The sequence below is a fragment of the Mammaliicoccus sp. G-M28 genome (assembly GCF_022386595.1).
GTDB lineage: Bacteria > Bacillota > Bacilli > Staphylococcales > Staphylococcaceae > Mammaliicoccus > Mammaliicoccus fleurettii.
On sequence record NZ_JAJNIF010000004.1, the window covers coordinates 59,388 to 71,661 of the forward strand.

General features: G+C 33.4%; 11 protein-coding genes. 1 reads left to right on the forward strand and 10 read right to left on the reverse strand.

The genetic code is table 11. From position 1 onward, the window contains the following. Positions 1-2: 2 nt before the first annotated feature. Complete coding sequence (gene moaC / locus LQ609_RS05820) at positions 3-482, forward strand: cyclic pyranopterin monophosphate synthase MoaC (RefSeq protein ID WP_078356982.1); 480 nt, start codon at positions 3-5, stop codon at positions 480-482. On the opposite strand, the gene LQ609_RS05825 is transcribed toward moaC, so the two are convergent. From LQ609_RS05825 to LQ609_RS05870, 10 genes are all read right to left on the reverse strand, one after another. Then, positions 483-983 (reverse strand): MogA/MoaB family molybdenum cofactor biosynthesis protein, encoded by a 501-nt coding sequence (locus tag LQ609_RS05825; protein WP_078356983.1) that lies wholly within the window; start codon positions 981-983, stop codon positions 483-485. 11 nt (positions 984-994) lie between these two features. Continuing rightward, complete coding sequence (locus LQ609_RS05830) at positions 995-1,996, reverse strand: ThiF family adenylyltransferase (RefSeq protein WP_239734432.1); 1,002 nt, start codon at positions 1,994-1,996, stop codon at positions 995-997. Positions 1,997-2,101: 105 nt separating this feature from the next. Further along, entirely contained in the window at positions 2,102-3,262 is a 1,161-nt protein-coding gene (locus LQ609_RS05835) for a nitrate/nitrite transporter (protein ID WP_078356985.1), read from the reverse strand. 317 nt (positions 3,263-3,579) lie between these two features. Continuing rightward, complete coding sequence (gene nreC / locus LQ609_RS05840; protein ID WP_239734433.1) at positions 3,580-4,230, reverse strand: nitrate respiration regulation response regulator NreC; 651 nt, start codon at positions 4,228-4,230, stop codon at positions 3,580-3,582. Between the two features lie 16 nt (positions 4,231-4,246). After that, positions 4,247-5,281 carry a sensor histidine kinase gene (locus tag LQ609_RS05845; RefSeq protein WP_239734434.1) on the reverse strand — a complete coding sequence of 345 codons (1,035 nt, stop codon included), beginning with the start codon at positions 5,279-5,281 and terminating at the stop codon, positions 4,247-4,249. Continuing rightward, the gene (gene nreA, locus LQ609_RS05850; RefSeq protein ID WP_078356988.1) at positions 5,278-5,721 is read right to left on the reverse strand and encodes a nitrate respiration regulation accessory nitrate sensor NreA; all 444 of its coding nucleotides are present in this window, start codon (positions 5,719-5,721) and stop codon (positions 5,278-5,280) included. The genes LQ609_RS05845 and nreA overlap by 4 nt, the downstream gene beginning before the upstream one ends. A 32-nt stretch (positions 5,722-5,753) precedes the next feature. Then, positions 5,754-6,434: a respiratory nitrate reductase subunit gamma gene (narI, locus tag LQ609_RS05855; protein ID WP_239734435.1), complete on the reverse strand. Its 681-nt coding sequence runs from the start codon at positions 6,432-6,434 to the stop codon at positions 5,754-5,756. Continuing rightward, a complete protein-coding gene (gene narJ / locus LQ609_RS05860; RefSeq protein ID WP_078356990.1) occupies positions 6,427-7,002 on the reverse strand; it encodes a nitrate reductase molybdenum cofactor assembly chaperone in 576 nt (191 codons plus the stop codon). The genes narI and narJ overlap by 8 nt, the downstream gene beginning before the upstream one ends. Beyond that, on the reverse strand, positions 6,995-8,551 hold the full coding sequence (gene narH / locus LQ609_RS05865; protein ID WP_239734436.1) for a nitrate reductase subunit beta: 1,557 nt from the start codon (positions 8,549-8,551) through the stop codon (positions 6,995-6,997). The genes narJ and narH overlap by 8 nt, the downstream gene beginning before the upstream one ends. After that, positions 8,541-12,212: a nitrate reductase subunit alpha gene (locus tag LQ609_RS05870; protein WP_239734437.1), complete on the reverse strand. Its 3,672-nt coding sequence runs from the start codon at positions 12,210-12,212 to the stop codon at positions 8,541-8,543. Before LQ609_RS05870 ends, narH begins: the two co-directional genes overlap by 11 nt. Positions 12,213-12,274: the final 62 nt, after the last annotated feature.

Consider the following 12,274-nt stretch of genomic DNA (forward strand, 5'->3'; position numbering starts at 1 on the left):
TAGTGTCTGATTTTACACATTTTAATGAGCAAGGCCATGCAAAAATGGTTGATGTCTCTAATAAAGAAACAAGCACGCGTATTGCAATTGCAAACACTAGTATTAAAGTTAATCAAACAATTTATAACCAAATACAAAACGCAACAAATAAAAAGGGCGATGTACTCGGTACTGCACAAATTGCAGGTATTATGGCTGCTAAAAATACGAGCCAACTTATACCGATGTGCCATCCACTCCAATTAACCGGCATTGATATTTCATTTGACTGGGATAATGATAAGACATACACATTAAACATCTCTGCTACTGTTAAGACCAAAGGCCAAACAGGTGTAGAAATGGAAGCATTAACTGCTGCTAGTGTTACTGCTTTAACAATTTATGATATGTGTAAAGCTGTTGATAAAGGTATGATAATCGGCGAAACATATCTATCACATAAATCTGGTGGCGTTAATGGTGACTTCAACCGACAATAATTACTTATTAAGCTCATGTACTAAATGATTGATTTCTTTAGTGATGAGCTTTTCCATTGCCAACTTGACAGCACCTGTTGATCCTGGGATGGATATAATGACTTGTCTTCCTTTAGTTCCAGCAATTGCTCTCGAAAGCAATGCTCTAGATCCTACATCTTCTGTATAACTTAAGTATCTAAATATTTCTCCAAAACCTTCAATTTCTTTATCTAATAATGGTTTAACCGCTTCTATCGTTACATCTCTTTGACTTATACCAGTTCCACCAGTAGTTATGATGACATCAACATCTGTATTCAACCACTTATTAATTTGATTTTGAATTTGTATGATATCATCTTTAACAATTTTATAATGATCGTTATGAACCTCAACGTTTAAATTTTTCAAATGTTGCTGAACAAGCTGGCCACCTTTATCAGTCTCTTTCGTTCTCGTATCACTCACAGTCAAAATAGCTACATTTATATTTCCGTCTATTCTATCAATGACACTCATCCCAACATCTCCTAACCAAACATATTCTCTACAAATTGTCTTCCTTCTTCTACTGAATCAATATCATGAATTAATAATCTCCCATTATTAAAAGCGACTACTCTATGATCATCATATAAATATTGAATCATATATGCATTTGATCTATGCAATAATCCATTCTTTGCTATAAATTTCTCAATTGCTGGACGGTTTAGCTTTTCATTAATATATTGAACCGTATGACGTCCACATAATTCAGTAATTTGTTGTTCTGATGCAGAAAGTTTAGAATATGTCGGATGATCACCACAAGTTTCACAATCATTCCGTCTCATTTGATCAAAACCAAATGTTTGATGCTCTCCATACCATACGTCTCCGTATGTGATTTTAGGTGTAAATTCAAATCCTGATAATATTTTTAAACCATCTGCGACTTGTAAGCTCGTAGCCATCGTTACAGCAGGATTTATTACGCCCACTGTGTCGCATGTTCTATTGATAACAGGTAATTGAGGGAGTACACAATCAAAGCAAGGTGTAACGCCTGGTATAAATGTAGCTTGAACATATGTTGATTCTAAACATGCACCGTATATCCAAGGTATGTTCATTTTATAAGCAAAGTCATTGATTATCAGTCTAGTATTAAAATTATCTGTTGCATCGATAATGATGTCAGAATATCTCGCTACTTCTTGTAATAACTTTGCATCACATTGAGCGATATAAGCTTTTATTTGAATGTCTTCACGTATCTTTTTTAAATGTCTTTCTGCAGCAACAACTTTAGGTAACATTTCTTTAATATCTTTTTCGACAAATAAAGTTTGTCTTTGTAAATTAGATGATTCTACATAATCTCGATCGATAATGTTTAATCTATTTACGCCTGATCTTGCAAATTGTTCCGCAACATGTGTGCCTAAAGCACCCATTCCTACTATAGTGACATTACTCTTTTCTATTTTTTCCTGTCCTTGTTCTCCAATTTTATCGAATAAAATTTGACGAGAATAACGTTCGTTCATTTTTATCAACCTTTCACGAATCTCTTTAACTCTATTATAGAATGAAAGCACTTTATCCTCAATTAATAGAGAACCTACTCTTACTTAAAAGAGCAGGTTATACTATTATAATATCCTTTTTTCTATTTTTGTCATATGCATCATTGAGATAAGTGCAATTATTCCAGTTAAAGCTAACAAGAAAAATGCTAAATGATTTGAACCCATAAAGCTTGTAACGAACGAAATGATTAAAGGCGGGAAGAATCCACCAAGCCCTCCCATCATAGATACGACACCATTAACAACGCCTGCTTCTTTATTGAAATATGTAGGTACAAGTTTGAAAATCAAACCATTTCCAATACCGGCACAAATACTGATAGTTAAACATCCAATCGTAAATAGTAAAATATTATGTGCTATCGAAAGTATTAAAGCTCCTGAGATCATTCCAATGAAGAAAATTTTAAGAACATTTAAAGCGTTAAATTTATCGCCTAACATTCCCCCTATTGGTCTTAATAAAGTTGCTATAGCTATGAATACACCTGTTCTAATACCTGCGTCTACTTTATCTATTTCAAAATGATCAACTAAAAAGTTTGGTAAAAATAATCCAAATGCTACAAACGAACCAAAAGTGATAAAGTACCAGAAACTAAAGTAATGAAGCTTATAATTATTTATAACTTGTTTAGTTTGTGACACCATTGGTATTTTAACTTTAGGTTCATCTTTATCACCAAAAATAAACATTAACACTGCAAATAGAGCCATAATGATTAAATATAATTGCACAGTATGTTGCCAACCTATCGTACCAGCAATAGGTGGTGCTAAAAATGAAGAAACAGCTGTTCCTAAATTCCCCATTCCATATATACCATTCGCAAAACCATGTTTTTCTTTAGGATAATATTTAGGAATAGAAGTTACACCAACTGAAAATACTGCTCCACCAAGACCGATGAAGAAACCAGCCACCATTAAACCAGCTGTTGATTGCGCTTGACTCAAATAAAATACTGGAAATAATAAAATAACAAAACTGATTAAAAAGACTAGTCTAGAACCTAATAAATTTGTATAGTATCCAATTGGTATTCTCAAAAAGGAACCTAATATAACTGGTATCGCTAAAATAATTGCTTTTTGTCCTTCTTGCACATTAATGTCTTGCGTAATGTAAGGCATTAAAGGTGCTAATATACTCCAAACCATAAAACCTGCCATTAAACTCAAAGTTTGAAGCGGTAACTGAACTTTGCCTATGTTGTTTCTCATCTCTTTTCACCCTTTTTTTCATTTGAACTTTATTAACGTTCATTTCATGCTAATTGTAGGCTATTTGTGAAAAGATGCACATAAGGATATACCCTTAGAAAAATAAGTAAAATCCCTATATTACAAATGAGGTAAATTTCGTAATTTAAGCAAGGTTAAATTCATAACTTCTTTTGAGTTTATATTATATGGCCTGCGTGCTTATCTGCAATTTTGTCTAGATTTGTTAATTATAAAACTACATAATTTATTAATAAAAAAAGCCAGACGACTATGACGATATTAAATCGTTAGTTGTCTGGCTTATTCAATACTTTTTAAAAGTCTAATAATTTTTTCTTCATAGCATATTCAACGAGTTCAGGACGAGATTTTAAATCTAGTTTGTCCATAATGCGTGCTTTGTGTGCTTCTATCGTTTTGACTGAAACAAATAGTTTTTCAGCAATTTCTTTATTACCAAATCCTTTTGCAATTAAAGGAAGAATCTCTAATTCTCTTTGAGATAATATTTTAAATGGATCAGAATGATGCACGCCATCTTGTTTAGGATTAACTAATTCATTTACTAATGAACTTGTTACTTTTGAATCTATATACATGTTTCCTCTATGAATTGTTCTGACTGCATTTATTAATTCTTCATCTGGCGCATTTTTTAATATATAGCCTTTTGCACCACTTCTTAGAACATAGAATAAATATTCTTCATCATCAAACATCGTTAAGATTAATATTTTTGTATTTTTAAAATCATCCGAAATCTTTCCTGTCGCTATTAGACCTGATTCTCCTGGAGGCATACTCAAATCCATTATTAGGACGTCTGGTTCATGTTTTGCCACCATTTGATATGCTTCTATCCCGTCAGCAGCTGTAGCTACTACTTCCATATCTTCTTGATAATTTAATATCATTGAAAAACCAGTTCTCACTACTGCATGATCATCTGCAATTACGAGTTTCATGTTTCTTCCCCCACTGTTATCCTATTGGCACATTTAATTTTACATTCGTGCCTTTTCCCAGTTTACTCTCGATATTAATTTTACCACCAACAATTTCAGCACGTTCTTTCATGCCATAAATGCCAAGTCCTGAACCTTTTGGCTCACTACCCAATACAAAGCCATTGCCTTGATCTGCAATTTCAACTTCAATCATTTGACCATCACATGTCATATGGACATCCACACTATCTACATTAGCATATTTTAATGAATTAAATACGGCTTCTTGCACAATTCTATAAACGACAGTCTCTATTTCTGGATTAAAGCGTTTAATTGATGAATCATAATGATAAAGAACCGAAAATCCAAAATTTTTCTCAAGCTGTTTAAAGTATGATTTAAATGCTGCATTTAAGCCTAAATCATCTAGAGACGATGGTCTTAATTCTAATGATAAATTTCGAATGTCATCAATCAATCTAGACATTAAACTTTCAATTTGTTGTGACTGTAACTTTAATTGGTCAATGTCATCTTGATACTTGAGTAATCTTAATTCAACACTAACATTTAATAATTCTTGGACAACTCCATCGTGTAATTCTCTTGAAATACGTTTACGTTCATTTTCTTGTGCTGAAATTGTTTTTTGCATCATTGTTTGTTGATGAAGTTTTTGTTGTCTCTCAATTTGTGGTGACACATTTTGTAAAGTATAAACTTTAACATCATCTTCTTGGCTAATTGTTTGGTAAGTTGCTGTAAATGGTTCAACTGTGCCGCTATTTGTTTGCATAAATACTTGGAAACTCGTGTTACCAATTTTTGAAGATTCTAAAAAACAATCTTTACATGATTGAAGCGCATACTCATTAGAATAACCTTCACAACGACTACATATCGCATGCGTTAACGATGGTTGATTATCTTCTGAGATCACTCTTCTAGCAGCTTGATTCATATTTATAATTTGGCCATTACTATTTAAAAACACGATCATCTCGCTCGTTTTCTCGTAGTACTGTTTTAATATATTCGTCAAGATGGATGAATCTTGTGAACTCATGAATTAATCATATCCTTTCCATAAAATGGTCCAAAACGTGTGAACTGGTCAATATCAATTTCAGGTAATGGTTTGTTGTCTCGTTGCCCAGATAAGAGGACACCACACACTCTATTGTGTTTCCATAAAGGCATGGCTATAAGTGCTGTTAGTTGTTCACTTTGAATTATTGGATAGTTGAACAATTGATCGTTATATGGACTTTCTTCTATATTATTAATAATGATTGGTTTCCCACTTTTCATTACTATTCCCGCTATGCCTCTGCCCGTTCTTAATTCGATGTTTTTATATCTATGATTCAGATTTCCAGACACATATTGCCACTTTATGTGACATAGCGCAGACTGTTCTGAAGACATGGCTAATCCTACAAAATCAAAATCATATGTATTACGAATTTGATTAAGTTGTTCCTGAAAATTAAAATCATTAGACATATTATCACACCTCTATCCATTTTAAGTATATTTTAATTCGTTTTATGTTTTCTGTAAATGATATAGCTTCTACTAAAGTAGTTTAAAGGCACACTCCAAACATGTACCAATCTAGTGAATGGCCAAATACTTGTAATTAATAAACCTAAAATAATATGCGCTTTAAATGTCAACGGTACATTTGTCATTAATGAAGCATCAGGATTAAAAATTAATAATCCTCTAAACCACACTGATATCGTTTGTCTGTAATCAAATTCAGGCGTTGTTGCATTTGTCCATAGTGTTGCAACACATCCCATAATTACGATTACTAACAATAATATATTTACAATAATATCTGATGCTGAGCTTAACCTTCTTACATTATCTTTTGTTATTCTTCTAGAAGTTAACAGAAACATTCCAATTAAAGTTGCAATTCCGAATAAACTTCCGATATATACTGCACCAATATGATACATATGGTCACTTACACCAATAGCATTTAACCATTCAGCAGGTATACCCAATCCAACAATATGACCACAAATGACAGGAATGATACCTAGATGAAACAGAATACTTCCCCACATTAAATGTTTTTTCTCTATAAATTCACTTGATTTTGCTGTCCAAGAAAATTGATCATATTTAAACCTAAAGATATGACCTACAATAAATATCGCAACACATAAATAAGGAAATATAACCCATATAAATTGATTAATCACAATTTGTCACCTTCTCTTGTTCTACCACACATGATTTTAAAGTTTCTCGTAATGCTTTTATAAGGTGGAAATATGGACTATTTTGTTCTCCTAATGCTTTTAATAATTCAAAAGTACCATCCTCTATTACCATCACTACAAGTGTTAAACTTTCTTGTGCTCTACTGTCACCTCTCCATTCTGCAGCATATAAAAACTCCAGCATAAGAGGCAAAAAGTCTGACAGTTCACTTTTAGGCATTTCTAAGCCAAACATTTCATACAAAACTTTCAATCTCGCTAACATCTGACCTCTTTCTTTTTGTTCAGTTAATTTATTATATGTCATATATAAAGTTGTCTTCTTTTCAAAATCAAAAGTTCTTGTATACACTTCTTGAATATCATCTAACGATATATCGTGCATGTTTGTCCAATATTGTTGAACTTCTTCATATCCTGGATGTTGTTCATTAAATGCTTTTTCAAATGCTTTAGGATGGAAATCTAATTTTTCTGGATAAGTTAATTGATTACTGAAGAATCCAAAGCTTTCTTTTAATTGATATAAGGCATTTAAATTAATCACGGAAAATCCCTCCATAGAAGTTTTCGTTATAAATCTCTTGTCCAGATTTATTTTCTGGTAAGCTCTGAACACCACAACCATCACAATTAGAACCGAACATTTCGTCTCCATACCCTTGATTTCCTTGCGCTCTATACGTATCCATGTATCCCTCTTTATGAGAAGTCGGAACTACGAAACGGTCTTCATGTTTCGCAATAGCAAGCAATCGATACATATCATTCGTTTGTCTTTCTGATAGGCCAACACGACTTAATCTAGAAGTATCGAATTCTTTACCACTTGATTTAGCTCTCATATAGCTACGCATCATTGCCATTTTTTGCAATGCATTTTTAACTGTTTTCGTATCTCCAGCAGTTAACATATTAGCTAAATACTGAACTGGCAATCTCATTTCTTCAATTGCAGGGAAGATCATATCTGGATTTCTAATAGAATCTTTACCTTCAAAGTAATTCATAATAGGACTTAATGGTGGGCAATACCAAACCATTGGCAACGTTCTATATTCTGGATGTAAAGGAAACGCTAATTTATATTCAATAGCTAATTTATATACTGGTGAATTTTGAGCCGCTTCAATCCAATCTTGAGATATGCCATCTTTTTCAGCTTGTTGTATAATATCTTCATCATATGGATCTAAAAATAAATCAAGTTGGTTTTGATATAAATCTTGTTCATTCTCAGCTGAAGCCGCTTCTTGAACTTTATCTGCATCATAAAGTAGCACACCTAAATAACGCATACGTCCAGTACAAGTTTCAGAACATACAGTTGGTAAGCCAGCTTCAACTCTAGGGAAACAGAATGTACATTTTTCAGCTTTATTTGTCTTCCAATTAAAATACACTTTTTTATATGGACAGCCTGTCATACAATGTCTCCAACCTCGACATGCATCTTGGTCTACCAATACAATTCCATCTTCATCTCTTTTATACATTGCGCCTGAAGGACATGATGCAACACAACTCGGATTTAAACAGTGTTCACATAATCTAGGTAAATACATCATAAAAGTTTGATCAAAATTAAATTTAATTTCTTCTTCTATTTTTTGAATGTTAGGATCAGTAGGGCCAGTTACATGTCCACCTGCTAAATCATCTTCCCAGTTAGGACCCCATTTAATATCTAATTTTTTACCTGAAATAACTGATTCTGCTTTTGCAACTGGTGAATGTTTACTTTCTTTAGCTGTTGTTAAATGATTATAATTGTATGTCCAAGGTTCGTAATAATCTTTCATTTCTGGCATATCTGGGTTATAAAATATTTTACCAAGTGCCATTTTAGACAATTTGCTACCTGATTTTAATTCTAATTTCCCTTTTTTATTAAGCGTCCAACCGCCTTTATATGTTTCTTGGTCTTCCCATCTTTTTGGATAACCTATTCCCGGTTTCGTTTCAACATTATTAAACCAAATATATTCAGCACCAGGTCTGTTCGTCCATGTACTTTTACACGTTACACTACATGTATGACACCCTATACATTTATCTAAATTCATAACCATAGCTACTTGAGCTTTAATCTTCAAGCCAATCTACCTCCTTCATTTTTCTAACTGCAACATATACATCTCTTTGGTTACCGATAGGACCATAGTAATTAAAACCGTAACTAATTTGAGCGTAACCACCGACTAATTGCGTTGGTTTTAAATGTATGCGGGTTGGTGCATTATGTGATCCACCACGAGTATCAGTTATTTCTGAACCTGGTGTTTCAATATGTTTGTCTTGTGCATGATACATAAACATTGTTCCTCTAGGCATTCTATGTGATACAACTGCTCTTGCTGTTACAACACCATTTCTGTTATATACTTCAAGCCAATCATTATCATTAATGTCATTTGCTATTGCGTCTTCTTTAGAAATCCAAACTGTTGGACCACCTCTAAATAATGTCAACATATGCAAGTTATCTTGATAAGTTGAATGTATATTCCACTTCCCGTGAGGTGTTAAGTATCTTAATACAAGTGTATCCACGCCACCTTTTATTTGTTTGTCTTTCGTTCCGAATACCATTGGCGGTAATGTCGGTTTATAAACTGGTAAGTTCTCACCAAACTGTAAAAATACTTCGTGATCAATATAGTAACTTTGTCTACCAGTTAATGTTCTAAATGGTACATATCGTTCAATATTAGTTGTAAAAGGAGAATATCTTCTGCCTAGTTTATTAGACCCCGGAAAGACTGCTGTTGGTATAACTTCTCTTGGTTGAGCCGTAATATTTTGGAATGTGATTTTTTCAGAAGCTCGTTCTGCTGAAATATCTTTTAAAGGCATACCAGTTTGTTCTTCCAAGTCATCATATGATTTTTGCGATACTTTACCATTCGAAGCTGATGAAACGTTTAATATAACATCTGCTACTTTTCTTGCTGTATCCATTCTTGGTAAACCATTCTTAACTGTGTCATCTTCCCACGTATCTAACATAATTTTTAATTCATCATATTGTTCTTTAACTGAAAAGCTTACGCCATGAGCACCTATTTTTCCTTTTTCTAATAATGGTCCCACTGAAACGTACTTATCATAAATTGCTGTATAGTCTCTTTCTACTACTGCAAATCCTGGCATCGTTTTGCCTGGTATCGATTCTATTTCACCTTTTGACCAGTCTTTTACAATACCGTATGGCGTTGAAATCTCTTGTTTAGAATCGTGTGCTAAAGGTGTTGTAACAACATCTTTAAATGTGCCTTTCATATGCGTCTTAGATAATTCTGAAACGGATTTAGACAATGTTTTAAAGATATCCCAATCCGTCTTAGATTCCCATAATGGATCTACTGCTGGATTAAATGGATGAATAAATGGATGCATATCTGTTGATGAAATATCATGCTTTTCATACCATGTTGCAGCAGGTAAAACGATATCTGCATATAAAGGTGTAGACGTCATTCTGAAGTCTATAGCGACTAATAAGTCTAACTTACCGTTTGTTTCTTCTCTCCAAATAATTTCTTCTGGCTTTTCTATTTCATTAGGATTTGCTAACAAACCTGATTTAGCTCCTAATAAATGTTTCATAAAATATTCTTGTCCCTTAGCAGAACTTGAAATTAAATTTGAGCGCCAAACGAATAATGTCTTAGGATGATTTTGTTTAGCATCTGGATCTTCTATAGCAAACTTAGTCTTTTTATTTTTCACTGAATCTACAGCATTTTTAATGATTGTTTCGTTTGAATAATCTCCTGATTCTTTTGCTTCTTCACCAAACAATAAACTATTACAATCAAATTGTGGATATGAAGGCAACCACCCTAATCTTGCAGCCAATACATTGTAATCAGCAGGATGTTGATGTTTGAGTTCGTTAGATAAAGGTGATTGTAATTTATCTACACCTGATTCTTCATATTTCCATTGATCAGTAGCAAAATAGAACCAGCTGGTTGCATTCTGTAATCTAGGAGGACCTTGCCAGTCTTTTGCAAAAGCAATCGTTGACCAACCTTCAATAGGTCTACATTTTTCTTGGCCAACATAGTGTGCCCATCCGCCGCCGTTTACTCCTTGACATCCGCATAACATCACAAGATTTAAAATCGAACGGTATATTGTATCAGAGTTAAACCAATGATTTATTCCAGCACCCATAATAATCATCGAGCGTCCATTAGTATCAATTGCATTTTGAGCAAATTCTCTAGCAACTTGTGTAACTACTGATGATTTAACTCCTGTTATTTTTTCTTGCCATTTAGGAGAATACATTGAATTTTCATCTTCATAACTTGACGCTTCAAGTGGATGATCAAACCTTTTGATACCATATTGACTTGTCATTAAATCATATATAGTCGCTATATAAACTTTTTCTCCATGTTGATTTTCAATTTCTTTAGCTAAAATAGGTCTTTCAAAAATACCATTTCCTGAGTTATCAAAATATGGGAATTGTACAGTCATAATTTTTGAATTATAATCTTTTAACGTTAGAGCTGGATCAATAAATGTGCCATCTTCATTTTCTAAATTTAGATTCCACTTAGCACCTTCTTCATAACGTTGACCCATAGTTCCATTAGGTATCACAAGTTTCTCTGTATTTTCATCATAAACAACAGGTTTCCATTCAGCATGTTCTGTTTCCATACCAATATCACTTGATCTTAAAAATCTACCTGCTTTATAACCATCACCATGTTTTTCTAATTGAATAACAAATGGCATATCTGTATATTGTTTAGAATAATTTATAAACATTTCTTCTTTATTATCTTCGTAATATTCTTGAAGTATTACGTGCGTCATAGCTTGAGCCAATGCTGCATCAGTACCAGGATTTGGTGCTAACCAATTATCAGCAAATTTCACATTTTCCGCATAATCTGGTGCTACTGAAACAACTTTCGTACCTTTATAACGTACTTCAGTCATAAAATGCGCATCAGGTGTTCTTGTTAAAGGAACATTTGAACCCCACATAATAATATATCCAGCGTTATACCAATCACTTGATTCAGGTACATCTGTCTGTTCACCCCAAATTTGTGGAGAGGCTGGAGGTAAATCTGCATACCAATCATAAAAGCTCAACATTTCTCCACCCAATAAAGAAATGAAACGTGCACCAGAGGCATAGCTAATCATAGACATTGCAGGTATAGGTGTAAATCCAGCAATTCTATCTGGCCCAAACTTTTTAATAGTATATATAAGTTGTGCAGCAATAAGTTGTGTGACATCTCTCCAATTAACTCTTACGTGTCCACCTTTACCTCTAGCACTTTTATACATTTCAGCTTTAGTTTCATCTTCTACAATAGATGACCAAGCAACGACAGGATCACCATATTCACTTAAAGCAGCTTTCCATAATTTCCATAGTTTTCCCCTAACATAAGGAAATTTCACACGTAATGGACTATATTCATACCATGAAAAAGAAGCACCACGAGGACATCCCCTAGGTTCGAACTCTGGCATATCAGGTCCACAAGATGGATAATCAATCTGTTGGTTTTCCCAAGTTATAACACCATTTTTCACAAAAACTTTCCATGAACACGAACCCGTACAGTTAACACCATGAGTAGTTCTGACCACTTTGTCATGACTCCAACGCTCTCTATACATCTTTTCCCATTCTCTACTTTTCTCTTCTAAAATCGACCAGTTACCATTAAATTTCTCTGTTGGCTTAAAGAATTTCAAACCTAACTTAGACATAGATAGTACCTCCTAATATTTGCCCTTTATAAACTACTTAAATTGTAATTTTTTTCACAAAC

Coding starts and splice junctions, on each gene's coding strand:
- LQ609_RS05825 (WP_078356983.1), bottom strand. CDS start 983: ATGAGTGTCATTGATAGAATAGACGGAAATATAAATGTAGCTATTTTG.
- LQ609_RS05830 (WP_239734432.1), bottom strand. CDS start 1,996: ATGAACGAACGTTATTCTCGTCAAATTTTATTCGATAAAATTGGAGAA.
- LQ609_RS05835 (WP_078356985.1), bottom strand. CDS start 3,262: ATGAGAAACAACATAGGCAAAGTTCAGTTACCGCTTCAAACTTTGAGT.
- nreC (WP_239734433.1), bottom strand. CDS start 4,230: ATGAAACTCGTAATTGCAGATGATCATGCAGTAGTGAGAACTGGTTTT.
- LQ609_RS05845 (WP_239734434.1), bottom strand. CDS start 5,281: ATGAGTTCACAAGATTCATCCATCTTGACGAATATATTAAAACAGTAC.
- nreA (WP_078356988.1), bottom strand. CDS start 5,721: ATGTCTAATGATTTTAATTTTCAGGAACAACTTAATCAAATTCGTAAT.
- LQ609_RS05870 (WP_239734437.1), bottom strand. CDS start 12,212: ATGTCTAAGTTAGGTTTGAAATTCTTTAAGCCAACAGAGAAATTTAAT.